The organism is Stenotrophomonas testudinis (assembly GCF_024499815.1).
Classification (GTDB): domain Bacteria; phylum Pseudomonadota; class Gammaproteobacteria; order Xanthomonadales; family Xanthomonadaceae; genus Stenotrophomonas.
In genome coordinates, this window is sequence record NZ_JAMOKY010000006.1 from 85,138 (window position 1) to 106,495 (window position 21,358).

Below are 21,358 nucleotides of genomic sequence, written 5' to 3' on the forward strand. Positions count from 1 at the left end.
TGGAATGTGCACCGAAACGTCGGGCAGCCGCCCTTCGACCACCCCAGGAGTCTCTCCCGTGATCCACGCCTTCAAGTCGCGCGCCGCTGTCGCCATCCTGGCTGCATCGTCCGTGTTTGCCGCCAACGCCGCCGATGTCACCGGCGCGGGCGCTTCGTTCATCTACCCGGTCATGTCCAAGTGGTCGGCGGACTACAGCACCGCGACCGGCAAGAAGGTCAACTACCAGTCGATCGGTTCCGGTGGTGGTATCGCCCAGATCAAGGCGGCGACCGTGGACTTCGGTTCCTCCGATGCCCCGCTGAAGCCGGAAGAGCTGGCTGCCGCCGGCCTGGCCCAGTTCCCGTCGGTCATCGGCGGCGTGGTGCCGGTCATCAACGTGGCCGGCGTCGCCCCGGGCGCGCTGAAGCTGGACGGCCCGACCCTGGCCAACATCTTCCTGGGCAAGATCAAGACCTGGAACGACCCGGCCATCGCTGCCCTGAACAGCGGCCTTGCCCTGCCGAACGCCAAGATCACCATCGTCCATCGTTCGGACGGTTCGGGCACCACCTTCAACTTCGTCAACTACCTGTCCAAGGTCAGCCCGGAGTGGAAGAGCAAGGTCGGTGAAGGCACCTCGGTCCAGTGGCCGGCCGGCATCGGCGGCAAGGGCAACGAAGGCGTCGCTGCCTACGTGAAGCAGATCAAGGGTGGCATCGGCTACGTCGAGCTGTCCTACGCCCTGCAGAACAAGATGTCCTACGCGGCGATGAAGAATGCTGCCGGCAAGATCGTGCAGCCGTCGGACGCCTCCTTCTCGGCCGCGGCCGCCAGCGCTGACTGGGCCAATGCCAAGGACTTCTATCTGGTCATGACCAACGCCCCGGGCGAGCAGGCCTGGCCGATCACCGCCACCAACTTCATCCTGGTGCGCAAGCAGCCGAAGAACGTGGCCGGCGCCAAGTCGACCCAGGAATTCTTCCGCTGGATCTACAAGAACGGCGACGCCCAGGCCAAGCAGCTGGACTACGTGCCGCTGCCGGACACCCTGGTCAAGCAGATCGAGACCTACTGGTCGCAGAACCTGAAGTACTGAGCAAGGCGTTCCCCCGCAGGAACGGGGGTCGGCGGGTCCTCTCTCCCTCGCCGACCCCAACCGGGCGCTGGACCTTCGGGCCTGGCGCCTTTCTTTTTTGGGGGCCTGGCCCCGCCCTGCCCTTGTAGAGCCGAGCCCATGCTCGGCTGACGGCCCGTAGTCGAGCATGGCTCGACTCTACAAAGGCCAGAAGCAGCCGAGCATGGGCTCGACTCGACAAAAGCGAAAGGCGCCCGCCCGCCGCGCGCATTCCAGCGCCCCGGGCGGCGCCGGGCAGCCCCACCATAGGGCCGCTGACCCCGTGAAACCCTTGTCAGAACGTGATGTCCGACACCTCTGTCATGGACGTCATACGGCTGTAACAAAAACATCATTTCATAGCCGCATCCGCCGACGCCGTCGGCTCTTCCCCGCTATGGAGTGAACATGAAACTGCACTCGGCCGGCCTCGCCGCCCTTTCCCTGGCCATCGCCCTGGGCCTGTCGGCCTGCGGCGGCGACAAGCAGGCTGCACAGCAGCCGGCTGCCGACGCAGCCGCCGCCCCGGCCGCTGCCGGCGACAAGGTGACCGCCGAGGTCTCCGGCGCTGGCGCTTCCTTCATCTTCCCGCTGGTGTCCAAGTGGTCGGCCGACTACAACACCGCCACCGGCGCCAAGATCAACTACCAGTCGATCGGTTCGGGCGGCGGTATCGCCCAGATCAAGGCCGGCACCGTTGATTTCGGTTCCTCCGACAAGCCGCTGAGCAGCGACGAACTGGCCCAGGCCGGCCTGGCCCAGTTCCCGTCGGCCATCGGCGGCGTGGTGCCGGTCGTCAACATCGAAGGCCTGGAAGCCGGAAAGCTGCGCCTGACCGGCGCCCTGCTGGCCGACATCTTCCTGGGCAAGGTCAAGACCTGGAACGACCCGGCCATCGCCGCGGCCAACCCGGGCGTGACCCTGCCGGACGGCAAGATCACCATCGTCCACCGTTCGGACGGTTCGGGCACCACCTTCAACTTCTCCAATTACCTGTCCAAGGTCAGCCCGGAGTGGAAGACCAAGGTCGGCGAAGGCACCTCGGTGCAGTGGCCGGACGGCGTCGGTGGCAAGGGCAACGAAGGCGTTGCCTCCTACGTGAAGCAGATCAAGGGCTCCATCGGCTACGTCGAGCTGGCCTACGCCCTGCAGAACGCCATGCCGTACACCGCCCTGCAGAACGCCGCAGGCACCTGGGTGCAGCCGAACGCTGAAACCTTCGCCGCCGCTGCCGCCAGCGCCGACTGGGCCAGCGCCAAGGACTTCAACCTGGTCATCACCAACGCCCCGGGCGAGCAGGCGTGGCCGATCACCGCCACCAACTTCATGCTGATGCAGAAGAAGCCGAAGGACGCCAAGCGCAACCAGGACACCCTGGCCTTCTTCAAGTGGGCCTTCGAGAACGGCCAGACCCAGGCCAACGAGCTGCACTACGTGCCGCTGCCGGCCGAACTGACCAAGCAGATCGAGGCCTACTGGGGCACCGAGCTGAAGTGATGGACCCGACGGTGCCCGCCCCGCGCGGGCACCGTCACTTCCACGTCGTGCCGCCCCCTTTCCTGGCCCTGCCGTCCCCATGAATGCCATCGCCCAGCCTGTAGCAGCCCCGTCCACGCGCGATGCGCGTGATGCCCGCAACGACAAACTGTTCCGATGGGTGCTGGTCGGCACCGTCATCTTCGTCCTGATCGCCCTGGCCTGTGCCGCGCTGTCCATGCTGTGGGGCGGCCGCCATGCCCTGCAGATGCAGGGCCTGAGCTTCTTCTTCTCCTCCGACTGGAATCCGGTCGAAAACAAGTTCGGCGCACTCGCCCCGATCTACGGCACCCTGGTCACCGCGTTCATCGCGATGGTCATCGCCGTGCCGGTCAGCTTCGGCATCGCCTTCTTCCTCACCGAAGTCGCGCCGCGCTGGTTGCGTGGTCCGGTCGGTACCGCCATCGAACTGCTGGCCGGCATCCCCTCGATCATCTACGGCATGTGGGGCCTGTTCGTGCTGGTGCCGGTGATGACCGAGTACGTCACCCCGTTCCTCAACGAAACCCTGGGCGAATGGCCGATCATCGGCCCGATGTTCCAGGGCCCGCCGCTGGGCATCGGCATGCTCACCGCCGGCTTCGTGCTGGCCATCATGGTCATCCCGTTCATCTCCTCGGTGATGCGCGAAGTGTTCCTGACCGTGCCGACCCGCCTGAAGGAATCGGCCTACGCGCTGGGTTCCACCAAGTGGGAAGTGAGCTGGGACATCGTCCTGCCCTACACCCGCTCGGCCGTCATCGGCGGCGTCTTCCTCGGCCTCGGCCGTGCCCTGGGTGAAACGATGGCCGTGGCCTTCGTGATCGGCAACAGCGTGCGCCTGTCGCCCTCGCTGCTGGAACCGGGCACCACCATCGCCGCGCTGATCGCCAACGATTTCGGCGAAGCCACTGAAACCTACCGCTCGGCGCTGCTGCTGCTCGGCTTCGTCCTGTTCATCGTCACCTTCGTCGTGCTGGCCATCGCCCGCCTGATGCTGATGCGCCTGTCCCGCAAGGAGGGCAACTGATGTCCACCACCGCTGACTCCCTGTACCTGCGCCGCCGCATCGGCAACGTCATCGCCATCGCGCTGTCCTGCGCCACCGCCCTGTTCGGCCTGTTCTTCCTGGGCTGGATCCTGTTCACCCTGGCCTCCAAGGGCCTGGCCGGCATCAATCTTGATCTGTTCACCAAGATGACGCCGCCGCCGATGCAGGAAGGCGGCCTGGCCAATGCCTTCTTCGGCAGCGCGGTGATGTGTGCGCTGGCGATCGGCATCGGCACCCCGCTGGGCGTGCTGGCCGGTACCTGGCTGGCCGAGTACGGCAACGCCCGCAAGGCCGGCACCGTGGTCCGCTTCGTCAACGACATCCTGTTGTCGGCACCGTCCATCGTGCTGGGCCTGTTCGTCTACACCCTGTACGTGATGCAGACCGGCGGCAACTTCTCCGCCTTCGCGGGTGCGCTGTCGCTGGCCTTCATCGTGCTGCCGGTGGTGGTGCGCACCACCGACGAGATGCTGCGCCTGGTGCCTTCGCAGATGCGCGAAGCCGCCCTGTCGCTGGGCATCCCGCAGTGGAAGGTGATCGTCCAGGTGCTGTACCGCAGTGCATCGGCCGGCATCATCACCGGCATCCTGCTGGCCCTGGCCCGCATCTCCGGCGAGACCGCACCGCTGCTGTTCACCGCCTTCGGCAACCAGTACTGGAACAACAACATCTTCCAGCCGATGGCTTCGGTGCCGGTGGTGATGAACCAGTTCGCCGGCAGCCCGTATGAATCCTGGCAGGTGCTGGCCTGGGCCGGTGCCCTGGTGCTGACTGTCTTCGTGTTGCTGGTCAGCCTTGCCGCCCGTGGCATCCTGCTGCGCAACCGTATCTCCCATGACTGACCTTTCCGTGGATAACGCCATGAACGACCTCTCCAACGCCGTGCCCATGCAGCGCATCGCGGTGCCGGCCTCGCACGAGAACCTGCACACGCCGTCGCCGGTCAAGCTGGCCGCGCGTGGTCTGGACTTCTACTACGACAAGTTCCACGCCCTGAAGGGCATCAACCTGGAGATCCCGGAAAAGCGCGTGACCGCGCTGATCGGTCCCTCCGGTTGCGGCAAGTCGACCCTGCTGCGCATCTTCAACCGCATTTACGCGCTGTACCCGAAGCTGGAAGCGCGTGGCGAGGTGCTGCTGGACGGCGAGAACATCCTGTCGCCGAAGTACCCGATGAACCGCCTGCGCAGCAAGGTCGGCATGGTGTTCCAGAAGCCGGTGCCGTTCCCGATGACCATCTTCGAGAACGTGGCCTACGGCATCCGCCACCACGAGAAGCTGAGCAAGGCCGACATGGCCGACCGCGTCGAGCAGGCGCTGCGCCAGGGCGCACTGTGGGACGAAGTGAAGGACAAACTGGGGCAGAGCGCCCTGGGCCTGTCCGGGGGCCAGCAGCAGCGTCTGTGCATCGCCCGTGCCGTGGCCCTGCGCCCGTCGGTGCTGCTGCTGGACGAGCCGACCTCGGCGCTGGACCCGATTTCGACCAGCCGCATCGAGCAGCTGGTGGAAGAGCTCAAGCACGAGTACACCATCGTCATCGTCACCCACAACATGCAGCAGGCAGCGCGCGTGTCCGACTACACCGCCTTCATGTACCTGGGCGACCTGATCGAGCACGACCGTACCGAAGTGATCTTCTCGCAGCCCTCGCAGCGGCAGACCGAGGACTACATCACCGGTCGCTTCGGCTGAAACGGCAGTCGAGCATGGCTCGACGCTATCGATAACGGCAGTCGAGCATGGCTCGACTCTACAGAGTGGAACAACCATGAATCTTCCCAACGACCACATCGTCAAGAGCTACGACGAAGAGCAGCAGCGCCTGGTGGCCGAAATCGTGCGCATGGGCGAGATGGCCGTCGCCCAGCTGGAGGCGTCGATGGACGTCATCGAAAAGCGCGACGAGAACGCCGCCCACCGCATCATCGCCAACGATGAAGCCATCGACCAGCTGGAACAGCAGATCAGCCACGACGTGATGCGCCTGGCCCTGCGTGGCCCGATGGCCCGCGACCTGCGCGAGATCCTGGCCGGCCTGCGCATCCCGGCAGACATCGAACGCATCGGTGACTACGCCGCGAACGTGGCCAAGCGCTCGATCGCGCTGGGCAAGGTGCCGCCGCTGCCGCAGATCCAGGGCCTGCGCGCCCTCGGCCGTCTGGCCGCGCAGCAGGTGCGCCGCGCCATCGCCGCCTACCGCGACAACGACGCCGAAGCAGCCATCGCCCTGCGCCAGGACGACGCCCGCCTGGACGCGCAGTACACCGCGCTGTTCCGCGAGCTGCTGACCTACATGATGGAAGACCCGCGCAACATCACCCCGTGCACCCACCTGCTGTTCATGGCCAAGAACCTGGAGCGCGTGGGCGACCATGCCACCAACATCGCCGAGAACGTGTGGTTCCTGGTGCACGGTGAGCAGCCGCTGCCGCCGCGCGAGAAGCGCGACGAGACGTCGAGCACTGACCACGTCTGATACTGCGCTGCAACAGCGGAGACGCGTCCGAGGGCCCCTGTCGGCATGACAGGGGCCTTTTTGTTTGCGCGCGCGCCGCCTGTAACACTTCTCACGAAAATTTGAGGTCTCGGCGAGGATTCCTTGAGTACGATCGCGGCATCATCGTTTCACCCCGGGCGCCCGCCCACCACACAAGGAGTACGACTGATGAGCAGTTCCAACAAGACCCTGTCCCTGCTGACCGCCACTGCACTGGCCGCAGGCCTGGGCGTGACTGCCAGTGCTTCGGCCCTGAGCATGACCGACCTTGCCCAGGGCTACCTGGTGGCCGGCCAGGCTGCCAAGGCGGGTGATGCAAAGGCCGCCGACAGCAAGGCTGGTGATACCGCCAAGCATGCCGAGGGCAAGTGCGGTGCCGACGGCAAGAGCGCCGAAGGCAAGTGTGGCGCCGACAAGGGCAAGGCCGGTGCGGCTGCTGGCACCAAAGCGAAGACCGCTGGCGACAAGAAGGCCGCCGAGGGCAAGTGCGGCGAAGGCAAGTGCGGTGCGAAGCACTGACGCTGCCGCCAGCGTCGTCCACCCACGGCTGCCGCTGCCTGCGGCGGCCGTCGGGCTGGGCCTGCGGCGTGCGCTGCTGCAGGACCTGCACGACGCCCCGGCCGGCGACGTCGATTTCCTGGAATGCGCGCCGGAAAACTGGATCAACGTCGGCGGGCCGGCCGGCGATGCGCTGGACGAACTGGCCCGGCGCCACCCCTTGAGCTGCCACGGCCTGTCGCTGTCGCTGGGCGGCAGCGCTGCACTGGATACCGAGCTGCTGCAGCAGGTCGGCCGTTTCCTCGAGCGCCACCGCGTGCCGCTGTACAGCGAACACCTGAGTTACTGCAGCGACGACGGCCAGCTGTACGACCTGCTGCCGATTCCGTTCACCGACGAAGCCGTGCGCCATACCGCCGCGCGCATCGCCCGCGTGCAGGACCTGCTGGGCCGCCGCATCGCGGTGGAGAACGTGTCCTACTACCTGGCCCCGCAGCCGGCGATGGACGAACTGGCCTTCACCAACGCGGTGCTGGCCGAGGCCGATTGCGACCTCCTGCTGGACGTCAACAACGTCTACGTCAACGCCTGCAACCATGGCTACGATGCCGACGCCTTCATCGCCGGGCTGCCCGCGCAGCGCATCGTCTGCCTGCACGTGGCCGGCCACCTGGACGAGGCGCCCGACCTGAAGATCGATACCCACGGCAGCCCGGTGATCGACCCGGTGTGGGCGCTGCTGGAGCGCAGCTACGACCGCTTCGGGCCGCGCCCGACCGTGCTGGAACGCGACTTCAACTTCCCGCCCTACGCCGAACTGCAGGGCGAACTGCGCACCATCCGTCGGCTGCAGGGCACGCAGCGCGAGGTCGCCCATGGCTGACGCGCCCGAGCGCCTGTGTGCGCAGCAGCATGCATTCACCGCGCACCTGCGCGACCCGCAGCAGGTGCCTGCCCCGGCCGACCTCGACCCGCGGCGGGTGGCGGTCTACCAGCGGCTGCTGTCCAACAACCTGCTGGGCCTGCTCGGCAACAGTTTCCCGGTCTGCGTGCGCCTGCTCGGCGAGGCGGCCTGGGCCGAGCTGGTCCGACACTACTTCGCCCACCACCGCGCTCGCACGCCGCTGTTCACCGCGGTGGCAGCAGAGTTCGTGCACTGGCTGCAGGCACAGCCCGAGCTGCCGCACCCGGCGCTGGCCGAGCTGGCCCACTACGAGTGGGTGGAAACCGATCTGTACCAGCGTGCGGCCGAGCCATTGCCGCCGGCCCCGGGCATCGACCCGCTGCAGGAACCGCTGCGCTGTTCACCGCTGGCCTGGCCGCTGCTGTACGCGTGGCCGGTCCACCGCCTCGGCGCCGATGACGCACCGGTCGCTCCACCCGCCGAACCGACCGGCCTGCTGGTCCGCCGCGATGCCGATGGCGTGGTGCGCTTCGCCCAGCTCAGCCCGTTGGCCGCGCACCTGTTGATCCTCATCGACGAGGCGCCGGGAGCCACCGGCGGCCAGCAGCTGCAGCAGCTCGCCAACCTGCACCAGCTCGACGCCGATGCGTTGATCGAACCCGGCACCCCGCTGCTGCAGCAGTTCCTGCAGGCCGGTCTGATCGGCCCGCTGCCCACCGTGGCCTGATACCTCCAACGAGGAGTTCCCCGTGATGAACACCCTGCCCCTGGCCGCCGTGCGCGGCCAGCTGGATCGCTGCGGCCCGTGGTTGGCGCCGCTGGGCCTGCGCCTGCTGCTGGCCTGGGAATATTTCGAGTCCGGCCGCGAGAAGCTGCTGGGCGAGAACTGGTTTGCCGAACTGCAGGGGGCGTTCCCGTTCCCGTTCGACCAGCTGCCCGCCGGCGTGAACTGGCAGCTGGCGACCTGGTTCGAGCTGGCCGGCGCGGCCTGCCTGCTGTTCGGGCTCGGCACCCGCCTCGCCGCGGCGAGCCTGCTGGTGCTGACCGTGGTGGCCACCTATGCCGTGCACTGGCCGATGCACTGGCATTCACTGGGAGAACTGGCGATGGGCTATGCGATCAGCGACCAGGGGTTCGGCAACTTCAAGCTGCCGCTGCTGTTCATGGCGATGCTGCTGCCGCTGCTGTTCAACGGCGCAGGGCGCCTGAGCGTGGACGCGTGGGTGGCCGGCCGGACCATCGCGCCCCGGTAGTTGCCAACCTTGGTTGGCGGTTGTTCCGCATGCCAGCCAAGGTTGGCATCTACCGGTCTGGCGGCCAGCCCGTTACACGCCGATACGCGCCGAAACCGCGCAAAAGGCCGATTTAATTACCTATTCATCAAAAAAATCCGATGCTGGATCCGTGGCCTCGATGACCACGTCCTTCCCCCGGAGTTGCCCCATGAAGCGCCTGATTGCCGCCGCCCTTTCGCTGACCCTGCTGGCCACCGCCGTCTCGCCCGCGATGGCCGCGCCCTATGGCGCCGGTGGGCGCGACGACCACCACGGCCACAAGGATCACCACGACGACCGTCGCGATCCGCCCCGTCGCGGCCACACGCTCGCCCGTGACCACCGCGGCGAGTACGTCCGCGATTACCGCCACCATGGCCTGCACGCCCCCACCCGCGGCCAGGAATGGCGCAAGGTCGACGGCCGTTACGTGCTGATTGCCGTGGCCACCGGCGTCATCGCCGACGTGGTGCTGGCACGCCGCTGACCCGTGCACAGCCTCCCGGCCATGCGATGCGTGGCCGGGCGCTCAGGGTCGCTCTGCTAGAATCCGCGCATGACTGACCCCACCCCCGCAGCTGACACCGCCCCTGTTTCCTTGGTTCCGATGGCGCAGCGCGCGATGTCGCAACGGTTCCGCGGCTTCCTGCCGGTGGTGGTGGACGTGGAAACCGGCGGCTTCGACAGCCAGCGCAACGCGCTGCTGGAAATCGCCGCCGTGCCGATCGAGATGGACGAGAACGGCCTGCTCTACCCGGGCCAGACCGCCAGTGCCCACGTGGTCCCCGCCGAAGGCCTGGAGATCGACCCGAAGTCGCTGGAAGTGACCGGCATCATCCTCGACCATCCGTTCCGGCTGGCGAAGGAAGAGAAGGCCGCGCTGGACCACATCTTCACCCCGGTCCGCGCAGCGATGAAGAAGTACGGCTGCCAGCGCGCGATCCTGGTCGGGCACAACGCCCATTTCGACCTGGGCTTCGTCAATGCCGCCGTGGCCCGCACCGGCCACAAGCGCAACCCGTTCCATCCCTTCAGCGTGTTCGACACGGTCACCCTGGCCGGTATCGCCTATGGGCAGACGGTCCTGGCGCGTGCAGCCAATGCCGCCGGCCTGGGCTGGGATGCGAACGAGGCGCACAGCGCGGTGTACGACACCGAGCAGACGGCACGGTTGTTCTGCACCATCGCCAACGCCTGGCCGCGGTAGATTCACACCTGCAGTGCGGACCAACGGTCCGCACCCACCAACCAAATGGCAATTACCCGATGCTGGTGCGGTCGCGGCCGTCGCTCTTGGCGCGGTACAGCGCGCGGTCGGCGCGCTGGTACAGCAACGCCGGGGTGCGGTCGTCATTGGCCAGTTCCACCAGACCCGCACTGAAGGTCACCCGCAGACCCTTCACTCCGGCCCAGTCCGGATGGTCATGGAACAGGCCGCGCAGGCGCGCGCAGACCTGCGCCGCTTCTTCCAGGCGCGTGTCATTGAGCAGCAGCGCGAACTCTTCGCCACCGGTACGCGCCGGCAGGTCCGAATCGCGGCAGGCTGCGGCGATCACTTCGGCCACTTCCTTCAGCACCAGATCGCCGATGCTGTGGCTGTAGGTGTCGTTGACGTCCTTGAAGTGATCGATGTCCAGCACCACCAGGCTCAACGGATGGCCGCTGCGCTGCGAACGGGCGAAATCACGCGCCAGCGTCTCGTCGAAGCCGCGGCGGTTGGCCAGGCCGGTCAGCGCATCCTCGCGGGCCTGCCGCTCGAACGCCTCGGCCTGCCGCGCCAAGCGCTCGGCCAGCTCGGTCTTTTCCTGGTTCAACGCCTGCAGGTGCACCGTCTGCGCCTGCAGGTCGAAGGTTGCTTCATCCACCCGCCGGGCCAGGCGCAGGTTGCTGGCCTTGTACTGCTGCAGCAGGAAACGGTACAGCGCCACCAGCGCGCCCAGCAGCAACAGGCCGATGAAGGCCTGCACGCTGTGCCGCTGCCACCAGAACGGCTCGACGGTGAAACTCCACACCGCTTCCTGCTGGCCCCAGGCGCCGCCCGGGTGCGAGGCCGCCACGTGCAAGGTGTAGTCGCCTGGTGGCAGGCCGACGTACTCCACGCTGCGCTGCGGGCCACGCTCGACCCAGCCGGCGTCCAGGCCTTCCAGCCGGGTGCGGTAACGGATGCGGTCGGACATCAGGTAGCTGAGGCCGACGAAGCTCACCGCCAGCCGGCGCCCGCCGGGAATCAGGTTGCGCTCGGGCCCTTCCCAATGCACCTGCGCGCCATCGACCTGCACGTTCTCGATCGCCGCCGGCGGCGCCGGGCGTTCGCGGAAGCGCTGCAGGCGCTGCGGGTCCACCGTGCTCAGGCCACCGGCGGTGACCACCCAGAAGCTGCCATCCTGGCGCAGGATCGCCGACGGCGCCGAGCTGCCATTGGCCTGCGCGTTGGCCATGCCGTCGATCTCGTTGTAGCGCTCCACGGTCACCCGCGGCGCGCGGCCGTCAGCCACCGCGTTCAAGGTCGCCATGTCGGTGCGCAGCACGCCGCGGTTGCTGCTGATCCACACATTGCCCAGCCGGTCGGGAACCAGCTGGAACACCGTATCGACCGGCATGCCCTGCTCCAGGCCGACCCGCGACAGGCGGTCCTTGTACCAGCGGTACAGGCCACGGTCGCTGCTGATCCACATCGCGTCGCCGATCTGGTGGAAGCCGAACACACTGCGGCCACCGCCCAACGGTGCCAGGTCGATGGCCTGTACGTGGTCGCTGCGCAGCACGCGGATGCCCTCGATGGTGCCGATCCACAGGTTGCCCTGGTGATCGTGTTCCAGCGCGGTGATCAGGCCGGTGGGCATGCCCGGCATGTTTGCCACCCGCACGCGGGCGCCGTCGATGCGCACCACGCCCTTCTGCGTGCCGGCCCAGACCACGCCGGACGGATCGACGCTGATCGCGCGGATATTGCCACCCGGCATGCCATCGGCGGCATCGTAGTTGTGGCGCAGGCTTCCATCGGCGCGCAGGCGGTAGACGCCGTCGCCGAAGGTGCCCACCCAGACGTCGCCGCCGGGATCCTGGGCCAGGCTCAGCACCGACGCCGCCTTGCCACCCCGGTTGTGCAGCGGCATCGCGCGGAAGCGGCCATCGGCGGTCTGCAGGTCCAGGCCGCTGGCGCTGCCCACCCACAGCCGGCGATCGCGGTCCTCGAACACGGTGCGCACGTAGTCACCGCTCAGGCCATCGCGCTCGGTGTAGCTGCTGAACAGCGTTTCGCGCAGGCGGTACAGGCCACCGTTGGCGCCGACCCAGATGCTGCCCTCGGCGTCCTCGCGCAGGCTCACCACCCGCCCGCCGGGCAGGTTCAGGCCGGCCGGCAGGCGCTCCAGGCCGTGGCTGGAGATGCGCAGCAGGCCCTGGTTCTCGGTGCCCAGCCAGATGTCGCCGTGGCGGTCCTGCAGCATCGCGGTCATGTGCAGCTGGCCGGGCAGGCTGTGGACCCGCACCAGGCGGTCATCCTCGACCCGGTACAGGCGTTCGCCGGCCACGATCCACAGGGCGCCATCCGGTGCTCGATAAGGCCAGGTCAGGCCTTTGCCGACGCCCCATTCGGCCGGCGCACGCTTGAGCTCGCCATCGTTGTCGCGCAGCACCAGGCCATCGAGGGTGCCGATCCAGACCCGGTCCTGGGCATCGACCACCAGCTTGGTGAAGCTCATCGCCAGTGGCAGGTCCGGCGGCGGCGGCTGGTAGACTATGCCGGATTCCGGGGTCAGGTAGGCGATGCCCTTGCCTTCGTACAGCAGCCACAGGCGCCCTTGGCTGTCCATCTGCATGGACTGGATCAGCACTTCCGGGGTGTTGGCCTGGTGTTCCCAGACCCGCCACTGGCCGGCGCTGCTGCGGTAGGTCACGTTGCCGCGCGAATCGCTGATCCACAGCCCGCCCTGGCGGTCCACCAGCAGCGCGCCGATGCCGTTGTCGCGCAGGCCCGGCCGCGTGCTGCGGTCGAACACGGTGAAATCCAGGCCGTTGTAGCGCACCAGGCCTTCCCAGGTGGCGAACCACAGGTGGCCTTCGGGGGTCTGGGCGATGTCGCGCAGCGAGTTGTGCGGCAGGCCGTTGCGCGAGGTCCACACGTCGATGGCGTAATCGCGCAGCGGCGGCGCGACGGTCTGGGCCGTCAGCGGCGACGCCAGCAGCAGCAACAGCCACAGCACACCGAGCCGCAACAGGCGACGAACATGGTGTTCCGGGTGGCGCCCCGCCAGGCGCCTGCCAGCCCCCTGACCGCCCATTACTGCAACGGCAGCGGCCAGGTGCGGTTGCCGCGCATGGCAACAGGCAGGAACAGGAACAACCGGGCGGTACGGGGCCGCGCGCCGGTGTGAACAGGCTGGCTCATCGCGGGAACTGTGGGGAGATGGGGCGAATGATAGGGCAAACACCCCCCTCGGCGTCACCGCGGCGTGAAAGCCGGGGTCTGAGGCGGGGGCAGAGCCCTTACGCCTGCGGCGGAAGGGATCCGACCCGGGGCCGGATCCCTCTGCGCACGCAGAGGGCTCTGACCGTAACTATCCGGACCCCCGACTCAGCGCCCGGCCGCCGGGCTGCCCGCCGGCCACTGCACCACCGCTTCCAGTCCGCCCTCGGGGCGGTTGCGCAGCCACAGCCGGGCGCCGTCCTTCTCGGCCAGCGCGCGGGCGATGGTCAGGCCCAGGCCAGCGCCGCCGGTCTGCCGCGAGCGTGAGGTTTCCACCCGCACGAAGGGATCGAACACCGCTTCGAGCTGGTCATCGGCCAGCCCCGGGCCATCGTCGGCCACCACCACGGTGATGCCACCGCCGCTGCGTTCCACCCGCACCCGCACGCGCTCGGCATACATCACCGCGTTGTCCACCAGGTTGGAGAACAGGCGGTGCATCGCCAGCGGCCGCAGCATCAGCACCGCGCCACTGGCGCCTTCGAAGGCCACGTCGGCGCCCGCCTCGGCGGTGTCCTCGACGATGCTCTCCAGCAGCGAATCCAGGTCGAGGGCCGCGCGCTGTTCGGCGCTCTCGGCGCTGCGGGCAAGCTCCAAGCCTTCTCGCACCAGGGCCTGCATGGCTGCGAGGTCGCCGATCAGGCGCTCGCGGAGGATCTCGTCGGTCACGTTTTCCAGGCGCAGGCGCAGCCGGGTCAGCGGCGTCTGCAGGTCGTGGGTGATCGCCGCCAGCATCTGCGTGCGTTCGGCCAAGTGCCGCTGCAGCCGCTGCTGCATGGCATTGAATGCCTCGGCGGCGCGCTGCACTTCGCGCGGGCCGCGCAGGGGCAACGGGTCGCGCTGCAGGTCGTCGCCCAGTTCCTCGGCTGCCGAGGCCAGTTCCTGCAGCGGCGCGCTGGCCATGCGCGAAACGATGTAGGCCAGCACGGCGATCGCCAGCACCAGCAGGGTCAGGAACAGCGGGTCTACGGCCAGCACGCCGTTGTGCGCCACCGCCGGCGAATCCAGCGCCAGCTTCAGCGAGGTGCCATCGCTGAGGACCACGTCCACGGCCCGGCACTTGGGCGGGATGAAGGACGGGTCGCGTTCACGTGGCGGGCGCCGCTGGCCCGGCGGTGGCGGCGGCAGCAGTTCCTGCAGCTTGGGGATGCACGAGCGGAACGAGGTGAAGTGCACATGCGCGCGCGCCACCGGTCCGGGGCGGTCATCGAGCACTTCCATCAGCGCCGTATCGACGCGGCCCAGGCGAGCGCCGGGCTGCAGCGCGCGCACGCTCGGCCCGCCCATTTCCAGCAGGCGGTCACGCAGTTCCGGGTTGCCGTCGAGCAGGTTGACGTAGCCCTGCAGGCGGTCGGCGATGCGGTTGAGGTTCTGCCGTTCGAAGTCCTGCTGGCGCTTGGACGTGGCCAGCATGGTCGCGCCGATCGCGGCCACCGACATGCCCAGCAGCAGGATCACGAACAGCCGCCCCACCATCGAGGACAGGAAGTGGCGCAGGCGCTTCATCACGGCTTATTCCAGGTTGACGGCCGAGGCCAGTACATAGCCTTCGTTGCGCACGGTCTTGATCAGGCCATCGGGGCCGCCATCGTCGGCCAGCTTGTTGCGCAGCCGGCTGACCTGCAGGTCGATCGCGCGGTCCTGCGCCTCGTAGTTGCGGCCGCTGCTGAGCGCCACCAGCTGTTCGCGCGAGAGCACCTTGTTGGCGTGCGCGATGAACACCCGCAGCAGGCGGAACTCGGCGCCGGACAGCACCACCACGCGGCCATCGGGGTCGACCAGGTGGCGGTGTTCCAGATCGAAGATCCAGCGTGAGAAGCGCGCGCGGCGCACCGCCAGCGGCTCCAGGTTGGCCGGCAGGGCCTCGGTCCGGCGCAGCACGTTGCGGATGCGCGCCAACAGCTCGCGCGGCTCGAACGGCTTGGCCAGGTAATCGTCGGCGCCCATTTCCAGGCCCAGCACGCGGTCGATCGGCTCGGCACGAGCGGTCAGCATGATCACCGGCGTGTTCGAGCGCGCGCGCAGATCACGGCACAGGGTCAGGCCATCCTCACGCGGCAGGTTGAGGTCCAGCACGATCAGGTCCACGTGCTCGCGCTCCAGCAGCTGGCGCATGCTGGTGCCATCGGCCGCGGTGCTGACCAGGTAGCCGGCGCGGCCGAGCTGTTCGGCCAGCAGGGTACGGATGTCATTGTCGTCGTCGACGATCAACAGGCGATGCATCGGGTTTTCAGTCTCCATATCGCGATTTTCCCGTGTCGGGAGCTGAACCGCATCCTGTCCAGTGCGTACCACTGTATCCACGCCGGGGCCGGATACCTGCAGTTACGCGTTTCGGCCGACAGTGTTACACACAGACACACCCCGAGGATTGAGCCCGCCTGCGCCCGATCTTCACAATGCCCACCATTGCCGCTGCGGCGGCCTGCCCGAGTGAAGCCCGCACGTGATCTCCCGCCTGTTGCCCGCGACCCGCCGGGGTCGTCTGATCGTGATTGTCCTGCTTGTCGTCATTGCTGCCGCGTGCGCCTGGTGGCTGCTGCGCAAGCCCGCCGCCCCGGCCCTGGCCACCAGCCCGGTCAGCCGCGGCGACATCGAACAGACGGTGGAAGCCACCGGTGTTATCGATGCCTACAAGCTGGTCAGCGTCGGTGCGCAGGCCTCGGGCCAGATCAAATCGCTGAAGGTGCAGCTGGGCGATACGGTGAAGGAAGGCGACCTGATCGCCGAGATCGACGCCACCACCCAGCAGAACCAGGTGCTTAACGCCCAGGCCTCGCTGGACCAGGTGATCGCCCAGCGCGCCGTGCAGCAGGCCAGCCTGCGCCAGGCCGAGCTGGACTTCGCCCGGCAGAAGGAAATGCTGGCCGCCGAGGCCACCTCGCGGCAGGAATACGATGCCGCCGAAGCCACACTGAAGACCGCCCGCGCCCAGCTGCAGTCGTACGAGGCGCAGATCAAGGGCCGCGAGACCGAACTGGGCACCGCCCGCGCCAACCTCGCCTACACCCGCATCACCGCGCCGATGGACGGCACCGTGGTCGCGGTGGTGGCCGAGGAAGGCCGGACGGTGAACGCCAACCAGACCGCGCCGACCATCGTCATGCTGGCGCGCCTGGACGTGGTCACCGTCAATGCCGAGGTCTCCGAGGCCGACGTGGTCAAGATCAAGGCCGGCATGCCGGTGTACTTCACCACCCTCGGCGATCCGGACCGCAAGTACCACGCCACGCTGCGCCAGATCAATCCGGCGCCGTCGTCCATCGCCAACGAAAGCTCGTCCAGCTCCAGCAGCTCGTCCAGCTCCAGTTCCAGCAGCGCGGTTTACTACAACGCGCTGTTCGACGTGGAAAACCCCGATGGCACCCTGCGCATCGACATGACCGCGCAGGTCTCGGTGCTGCTGCAGCAGGCCAAGGGCGCGCTGCTGGTGCCGGCCGTGGCGCTGGGCCCGAAGACGCGTGACAGCGAGCGCGTGGTGCGCGTGGTCAACGAACAGGGCCAGCCGCAGCCGCGCAAGGTCAAGGTCGGCATCAACAACGGTGCCTCCGCGCAGATCCTGTCCGGGCTGAAGGAGGGCGAGCGCGTGGTGGTCGGCGAAGGCGGTGCGGCCGCCGCCAGCAGCGGCACCGGCAACCGCAGCGGCGGCGCGATGCGCATGGGCCCGCCCGGTGGCATGGGTCCGCGCCGATGAGCATGACGGCGCCCCTGCTGCGCCTGCGTGACCTGCGCCGCGAGTTCCCGGCCGGCGAGGACGTCATCGCCGTGCTGCGCGACGTCAACCTGGACATCCATGCCGGTGAGATGGTGGCCATCGTCGGCCAGTCCGGCTCGGGCAAATCGACGCTGATGAACATCCTCGGCTGCCTGGACCGCCCGACGCGCGGCAGCTACCAGGTGGCCGGCCGCGAAACCGGAAAGATGGAGCCGGACGAGCTGGCCGAGCTGCGACGCGGGCATTTCGGTTTCATCTTCCAGCGCTACCACCTGCTGGGCGACCTCGATGCGCGTGGCAACGTGGAAGTGCCGGCGGTGTATGCCGGCAGCCCCGGGCCGATCCGCAACGCGCGCGCCGAGCAGCTGCTGCAGCGGCTGGGCCTGCACGACCGCATGCACCACAAGCCGGGCCAGCTGTCCGGCGGCCAGCAGCAGCGCGTGTCGATCGCCCGCGCCCTGATGAACGGCGGCGAGGTGATCCTCGCCGACGAACCGACCGGCGCGCTGGACACGAAATCCGGTGAGGAAGTTATGGCCATCCTCGGCGAGCTGCATGCCGAAGGCCACACCATCATCATCGTCACCCACGACATGAGCGTGGCCGAGCACGCCCAGCGCATCATCGAGATCCGCGACGGCGAGATCATCGCCGACCGCGCCAATCCGAAGGCGCCGGACTACCGTGCGCAGCGCCAGCCCAGCGCCGACGTCGCCCATGGCAGCAGCTGGCGCGCGGCTCGCGATCGCTTCACCGAAGCGTTCCGGATGGCGCTGCTGGCGATGAACGCCCACCGCCTGCGCACCTTCCTGACCATGCTCGGCATCATCATCGGCATCGCCTCGGTAGTGTCGGTGGTGGCGCTGGGCAACGGCTCGCAGCAGCAGATCCTGCAGAACATCAGCGCGCTGGGCACCAACACCATCGACGTCTACCCCGGCCGTGGCTTCGGTGACATGCGCTCGGCGCGCGTGCAGACGCTGAAGGCCACCGATGCAGATGCGCTGTCGCAACAGAGCTACGTGGACAGCGCTACGCCCAGTGTGTCCGCCTCGGTGACCGCGCGCTACCGCAACCAGTCTGCGACGGCGCAGATCAGCGGCGTCGGCGAGCAGTATTTCCGGGTGAAGGGTGTGACCCTGCTCGACGGCAGCTTCTTCGACACCGACGCGATCCGCGGCCTGGCGCAGGTAGGCGTGATCGACGAGAACACGAAGACCCAGTTCTTCCCCGACAGCGACCCGATCGGCCAGGTGATCCTGCTGGGCAACGTGCCGGTACGCGTGGTCGGTGTAGCCAAGAAGCAGAGCTTCGGCTTCGGTGGCAGCACCAGCCTGGGCGTGTTCGTGCCGTACACCACGGTGATGTCGCGCATGCTGGGGCAGAGCTACGTCTCCAGCATCACCGTGCGCGTCAACGATGAAACACCGATGGATGCCGCGCAGGAGGCCATCACCCGGCTGCTGACCCTGCGCCACGGCACCGAGGATTTCTTCCTCAGCAACAGCGCCGAGATCCGCGAGACCATCGAGCAGACCACGCGCACGATGACCCTGCTGATCGGCGCGATCGCCGCCATCGCCCTGCTGGTCGGCGGCATCGGCGTCATGAACATCATGCTGGTGTCGGTGACCGAGCGGACCCGCGAGATCGGCGTGCGCATGGCTGTGGGTGCGCGGCAGAGCGACATCCGCCGGCAGTTCCTGATCGAAGCGGTGCTGGTATGCCTGATCGGCGGCCTGCTCGGCATCGGCCTTGCGCTGCTGCTGGGCGTGCTGATCGGCCACTTCTCCAGTAATTTCCAGGTGGTGTTCTCCACTGCCTCGATCATCGCCGCGTTTGCCTGCTCGACCCTGATCGGCGTGGCGTTTGGATTCCTGCCGGCACGCAATGCCGCCCAGCTCGACCCGGTGGAGGCCCTGGCCCGCGAATGAAAATGATGACCCGACTGACCTCCCCTGCCCCTTCGCGCCTGCTGCTGGTCGGCGCGGTGCTGCTCGCCCTGTCCGGCTGCGCCTCGGTGGGCCGCTACCCCACCGAAGACCCGGCCGTGGCCGCGACCTATGGCCGTGGCGATGCCACCCTCAACGCGCCGGCCGATGACCCGCGCAGCAGCCTGGACACCCCGGGCCGCGACGTCCGCCAGGACACCTGGTGGACCGGCTTCGGTGACGAGCGCCTGGACCGCCTGGTGGCGCAGGCCCTGGCCGCCAACAGCGACCTCGGTGCCGCCGGCCTGGCCGTGCAGCGCGCCCGCCTGCAGGCCGGCCTGGCCAGCAACGCGCTGTGGCCGCAGCCGTCCTCGTCCGGCGTCAGCGCCAGCGGCAGCCGTCCCACCGACCAGGCCGCCGACTGGAGCCGCGGCTATTCCACCGGCGTGTCGCTGTCGTGGGAGGTGGACCTGTGGGGCCGCCTGCGCACCGCGCGCGACATCGCCCGCTGGGAAGCCCAGGCCAGCGAGGAGGACCGGCAGAACACCGCCCTGCTGGTGATCGGCGACACGATCAGCCAGTACTGGACGCTGGCCTACCTCAACCAGTCCATCGCCAGCGGCGAGGCCAACCTGCAACGCCTGGAGCGCACCCGCGACCTGGTGCAGGTGCGCTTCGACGCCGGTGCGGTATCGCGGCTGGAAGTGCGTCAGGCTCTGCAGAACCTGGAATCGCAGCGTTCGGCGCAGAGCGCGCTGGAACAGCAGCGGGTGGAAGTCCGCAACGCGTTGACGGTGCTGCTGGATGGCACGCCGTGGCCGCAGCAGGATGAGCCGCAGGACCTGCAGGCCGCCCGCAGCCCGGGCATCGACGAAGGCCTGCCGGCCGACCTGCTGGGCCGCCGCCCCGACCTGCGCGCGGCCGAGCTGCGCCTGCGCAACAGCCTGAAGACCATCAAGGTGACCGCCACCCAGTACTACCCGGCGCTGAGCCTGACCGGCAGCCTCGGCTCCAGTGCGACCTCGCTGGGGGATGTGCTGCGCAACCCGGTGGCCACACTTGGCGCCGGCCTGTCGCTGCCCTTCCTCAGCCTGCAGCGCGCGCAGCTGGACACCGACATTGCCGGGACCGGCTACCAGATCGCCGCGACCAACTTCCGCAAGACGCTGTACACCGCACTTTCGGAAGTGGACAACGCGCTGTCGGCGCGCGAGCAGCTGGCGCGCCAGGTGGCCGCTTCGCAGGCATCGTATGACCAGGCCGTGGAAGTGGAGCGCGCGCAGGAAGTGCGCTACCGGGTGGGTGCTACGGACCTGCGTACATGGCTGGAAGCACAGCAGACCCGGCGCGATGCCGAGCTGTCACTGGCGCGCGTGCGGCAGAGCCAGCTGAACAACGACGTGACCCTGTTCAAGGCGCTGGGCGGCAGCGCGGGGTAAGGCTCCATGGGATGGCGGGGTGCACCGCTCTGGCAGGTGTCGACCTTGGTCGACACGCGACTTCCGTAGAGCCGAGCCCATGCTCGGCTGTCGCAGGCCGCGCGGCCGCGTCGTCCCGATCAGGAAGCAGCCGAGCATGGGCTCGGCTCTACAAAACCGTCAGCCGATCAACCGCGCTGGCGCACGGCCTCGAACAGGCTGACGCCTGCGGCGACGGAGACGTTCAGGCTCTCGATCTCGCCCGGCATCGGGATCTTGACCAGGCCATCGCAGTTCTCGCGGGTCAGGCGGCGCAAACCGTCGGCTTCGCCGCCCAGCACCAGGGCGATGTTGCCCTTCAGGTCCAGCTGGTACAGCGACGCGGTGGCTTCACCGGCCAAGCCGTAGATCCACACGCCCTGCTTCTGCAGGTCCTTCAGGCAGCGCGACAGGTTGGTCACCGCCACCACCGGGATGAGATCGGCGGCACCGGCCGAGGTCTTGCGCACCGTGGCATTGACCGTGGCCGACTTGTCCTTGGGAATGATCACCGCGGTGGCACCGGCCGCCGCAGCCGAGCGCAGGCAGGCACCCAGGTTGTGCGGGTCCTGCACCTCGTCCAGCACCAGCAGCAGGGCCTTGCCCTCGGCAGCGGTGACCAGGCCTTCCAGCTCGTTCTCGCTGTAGGTGCGGGCGGCCGCATAGCGCGCGGCCACGCCCTGGTGGCGCACCGAGCCGCCGACACCGTCCAGCGCCTGGCTGTTGACCTTGCGCACGTCGATGCCCTTGCGGCGGGCGTTTTCCTCGATTTCGACCAGACGCGGGTTCTTCGCACCGGCCTCGACCAGCACTTCGCGGACGTTGTCGGCGTCGTTCTCGATGGAGGAGGCGACGGCGTTGACGCCGACGATCCACTGGCTGTTCTTGCTCATGCGGGGGCCGAACCGGAAAGGGGGTGGCTATGGTAGAGCATCGGCGGCGGCCGCGCTGC

General features: G+C 68.2%; 19 protein-coding genes. 15 read left to right on the top strand and 4 right to left on the bottom strand.

The window, feature by feature from the left end; genetic code table 11:
- The first annotated feature begins 58 nt into the window (after positions 1-58).
- The 12 genes from pstS (NQ204_RS05960) (at position 59) to rnt (ending at position 10,042) form a co-directional block, all read left to right on the top strand.
- The gene (pstS, locus tag NQ204_RS05960; RefSeq protein ID WP_116863688.1) at positions 59-1,078 is read left to right on the top strand and encodes a phosphate ABC transporter substrate-binding protein PstS; all 1,020 of its coding nucleotides are present in this window, start codon (positions 59-61) and stop codon (positions 1,076-1,078) included.
- A gap of 426 nt (positions 1,079-1,504) precedes the next feature.
- Positions 1,505-2,593, top strand: a complete 1,089-nt coding sequence (gene pstS, locus NQ204_RS05965; RefSeq protein WP_079221294.1) for a phosphate ABC transporter substrate-binding protein PstS — start codon at positions 1,505-1,507, stop codon at positions 2,591-2,593.
- A 79-nt stretch (positions 2,594-2,672) separates the two neighbouring features.
- Positions 2,673-3,641 carry a phosphate ABC transporter permease subunit PstC gene (gene pstC, locus NQ204_RS05970; protein WP_079221293.1) on the top strand — a complete coding sequence of 323 codons (969 nt, stop codon included), beginning with the start codon at positions 2,673-2,675 and terminating at the stop codon, positions 3,639-3,641.
- Positions 3,641-4,504 carry a phosphate ABC transporter permease PstA gene (gene pstA, locus NQ204_RS05975; protein WP_108764603.1) on the top strand — a complete coding sequence of 288 codons (864 nt, stop codon included), beginning with the start codon at positions 3,641-3,643 and terminating at the stop codon, positions 4,502-4,504. Before pstC ends, pstA begins: the two co-directional genes overlap by 1 nt.
- 19 nt (positions 4,505-4,523) lie before the next feature.
- Entirely contained in the window at positions 4,524-5,354 is an 831-nt protein-coding gene (gene pstB, locus NQ204_RS05980) for a phosphate ABC transporter ATP-binding protein PstB (protein WP_108751511.1), read from the top strand.
- A gap of 76 nt (positions 5,355-5,430) precedes the next feature.
- Positions 5,431-6,138: a phosphate signaling complex protein PhoU gene (gene phoU / locus NQ204_RS05985; protein WP_079221290.1), complete on the top strand. Its 708-nt coding sequence runs from the start codon at positions 5,431-5,433 to the stop codon at positions 6,136-6,138.
- Positions 6,139-6,327: 189 nt separating this feature from the next.
- Positions 6,328-6,678 carry a hypothetical protein gene (locus NQ204_RS05990; RefSeq protein ID WP_116863685.1) on the top strand — a complete coding sequence of 117 codons (351 nt, stop codon included), beginning with the start codon at positions 6,328-6,330 and terminating at the stop codon, positions 6,676-6,678.
- The gene (locus tag NQ204_RS05995) at positions 6,665-7,540 is read left to right on the top strand and encodes an HvfB family MNIO-type RiPP peptide maturase (RefSeq protein WP_256643333.1); all 876 of its coding nucleotides are present in this window, start codon (positions 6,665-6,667) and stop codon (positions 7,538-7,540) included. The genes NQ204_RS05990 and NQ204_RS05995 overlap by 14 nt, the downstream gene beginning before the upstream one ends.
- Complete coding sequence (locus NQ204_RS06000; RefSeq protein WP_256643334.1) at positions 7,533-8,288, top strand: HvfC family RiPP maturation protein; 756 nt, start codon at positions 7,533-7,535, stop codon at positions 8,286-8,288. Before NQ204_RS05995 ends, NQ204_RS06000 begins: the two co-directional genes overlap by 8 nt.
- A gap of 25 nt (positions 8,289-8,313) precedes the next feature.
- A complete protein-coding gene (locus NQ204_RS06005; protein WP_256643335.1) occupies positions 8,314-8,814 on the top strand; it encodes an HvfX family Cu-binding RiPP maturation protein in 501 nt (166 codons plus the stop codon).
- Between the two features lie 190 nt (positions 8,815-9,004).
- The gene (locus tag NQ204_RS06010) at positions 9,005-9,322 is read left to right on the top strand and encodes an RcnB family protein (RefSeq protein WP_256643336.1); all 318 of its coding nucleotides are present in this window, start codon (positions 9,005-9,007) and stop codon (positions 9,320-9,322) included.
- Between the two features lie 135 nt (positions 9,323-9,457).
- Entirely contained in the window at positions 9,458-10,042 is a 585-nt protein-coding gene (gene rnt, locus NQ204_RS06015) for a ribonuclease T (RefSeq protein ID WP_012510544.1), read from the top strand.
- A gap of 52 nt (positions 10,043-10,094) precedes the next feature.
- Here rnt and NQ204_RS06020 read toward each other — a convergent pair whose 3' ends face one another.
- From NQ204_RS06020 to NQ204_RS06030, 3 genes are all read right to left on the bottom strand, one after another.
- Positions 10,095-13,118, bottom strand: coding sequence for a ligand-binding sensor domain-containing diguanylate cyclase (locus NQ204_RS06020; protein ID WP_256643337.1), 3,024 nt, complete (start codon positions 13,116-13,118; stop codon positions 10,095-10,097).
- 293 nt (positions 13,119-13,411) lie between these two features.
- Entirely contained in the window at positions 13,412-14,809 is a 1,398-nt protein-coding gene (locus NQ204_RS06025; RefSeq protein WP_116863679.1) for an ATP-binding protein, read from the bottom strand.
- A 6-nt stretch (positions 14,810-14,815) separates the two neighbouring features.
- Positions 14,816-15,544 carry a response regulator gene (locus NQ204_RS06030; RefSeq protein WP_079221281.1) on the bottom strand — a complete coding sequence of 243 codons (729 nt, stop codon included), beginning with the start codon at positions 15,542-15,544 and terminating at the stop codon, positions 14,816-14,818.
- Positions 15,545-15,749: 205 nt separating this feature from the next.
- Between NQ204_RS06030 and NQ204_RS06035 the strand changes: the two genes are divergently transcribed.
- Genes NQ204_RS06035 through NQ204_RS06045 form a run of 3 tightly spaced genes read left to right on the top strand, consistent with a single transcriptional unit; the run spans position 15,750 to position 20,388 of the window.
- Complete coding sequence (locus NQ204_RS06035; RefSeq protein WP_116863678.1) at positions 15,750-16,997, top strand: efflux RND transporter periplasmic adaptor subunit; 1,248 nt, start codon at positions 15,750-15,752, stop codon at positions 16,995-16,997.
- Positions 16,994-18,952: a MacB family efflux pump subunit gene (locus NQ204_RS06040; RefSeq protein ID WP_256643338.1), complete on the top strand. Its 1,959-nt coding sequence runs from the start codon at positions 16,994-16,996 to the stop codon at positions 18,950-18,952. Before NQ204_RS06035 ends, NQ204_RS06040 begins: the two co-directional genes overlap by 4 nt.
- The gene (locus NQ204_RS06045) at positions 18,949-20,388 is read left to right on the top strand and encodes an efflux transporter outer membrane subunit (protein WP_343238447.1); all 1,440 of its coding nucleotides are present in this window, start codon (positions 18,949-18,951) and stop codon (positions 20,386-20,388) included. The genes NQ204_RS06040 and NQ204_RS06045 overlap by 4 nt, the downstream gene beginning before the upstream one ends.
- Positions 20,389-20,555: 167 nt before the next feature.
- Here the strand turns inward: NQ204_RS06045 and rlmB are convergent, their stop codons facing one another.
- Positions 20,556-21,299 carry a 23S rRNA (guanosine(2251)-2'-O)-methyltransferase RlmB gene (gene rlmB / locus NQ204_RS06050; protein ID WP_079221277.1) on the bottom strand — a complete coding sequence of 248 codons (744 nt, stop codon included), beginning with the start codon at positions 21,297-21,299 and terminating at the stop codon, positions 20,556-20,558.
- Positions 21,300-21,358 lie beyond the last annotated feature (59 nt).

Excerpts from the sequence above, each read along its gene's own strand:
- pstS (WP_079221294.1), top strand. The coding sequence starts at position 1,505 with ATGAAACTGCACTCGGCCGGCCTCGCCGCCCTTTCCCTGGCCATCGCC.
- pstC (WP_079221293.1), top strand. The coding sequence starts at position 2,673 with ATGAATGCCATCGCCCAGCCTGTAGCAGCCCCGTCCACGCGCGATGCG.
- pstA (WP_108764603.1), top strand. The coding sequence starts at position 3,641 with ATGTCCACCACCGCTGACTCCCTGTACCTGCGCCGCCGCATCGGCAAC.
- pstB (WP_108751511.1), top strand. The coding sequence starts at position 4,524 with ATGAACGACCTCTCCAACGCCGTGCCCATGCAGCGCATCGCGGTGCCG.
- phoU (WP_079221290.1), top strand. The coding sequence starts at position 5,431 with ATGAATCTTCCCAACGACCACATCGTCAAGAGCTACGACGAAGAGCAG.
- NQ204_RS05990 (WP_116863685.1), top strand. The coding sequence starts at position 6,328 with ATGAGCAGTTCCAACAAGACCCTGTCCCTGCTGACCGCCACTGCACTG.
- NQ204_RS06000 (WP_256643334.1), top strand. The coding sequence starts at position 7,533 with ATGGCTGACGCGCCCGAGCGCCTGTGTGCGCAGCAGCATGCATTCACC.
- NQ204_RS06005 (WP_256643335.1), top strand. The coding sequence starts at position 8,314 with ATGAACACCCTGCCCCTGGCCGCCGTGCGCGGCCAGCTGGATCGCTGC.
- NQ204_RS06010 (WP_256643336.1), top strand. The coding sequence starts at position 9,005 with ATGAAGCGCCTGATTGCCGCCGCCCTTTCGCTGACCCTGCTGGCCACC.
- rnt (WP_012510544.1), top strand. The coding sequence starts at position 9,458 with ATGTCGCAACGGTTCCGCGGCTTCCTGCCGGTGGTGGTGGACGTGGAA.
- NQ204_RS06020 (WP_256643337.1), bottom strand. The coding sequence starts at position 13,118 with ATGGGCGGTCAGGGGGCTGGCAGGCGCCTGGCGGGGCGCCACCCGGAA.
- NQ204_RS06025 (WP_116863679.1), bottom strand. The coding sequence starts at position 14,809 with ATGAAGCGCCTGCGCCACTTCCTGTCCTCGATGGTGGGGCGGCTGTTC.
- NQ204_RS06030 (WP_079221281.1), bottom strand. The coding sequence starts at position 15,544 with ATGGAGACTGAAAACCCGATGCATCGCCTGTTGATCGTCGACGACGAC.
- NQ204_RS06040 (WP_256643338.1), top strand. The coding sequence starts at position 16,994 with ATGAGCATGACGGCGCCCCTGCTGCGCCTGCGTGACCTGCGCCGCGAG.
- NQ204_RS06045 (WP_343238447.1), top strand. The coding sequence starts at position 18,949 with ATGAAAATGATGACCCGACTGACCTCCCCTGCCCCTTCGCGCCTGCTG.
- rlmB (WP_079221277.1), bottom strand. The coding sequence starts at position 21,299 with ATGAGCAAGAACAGCCAGTGGATCGTCGGCGTCAACGCCGTCGCCTCC.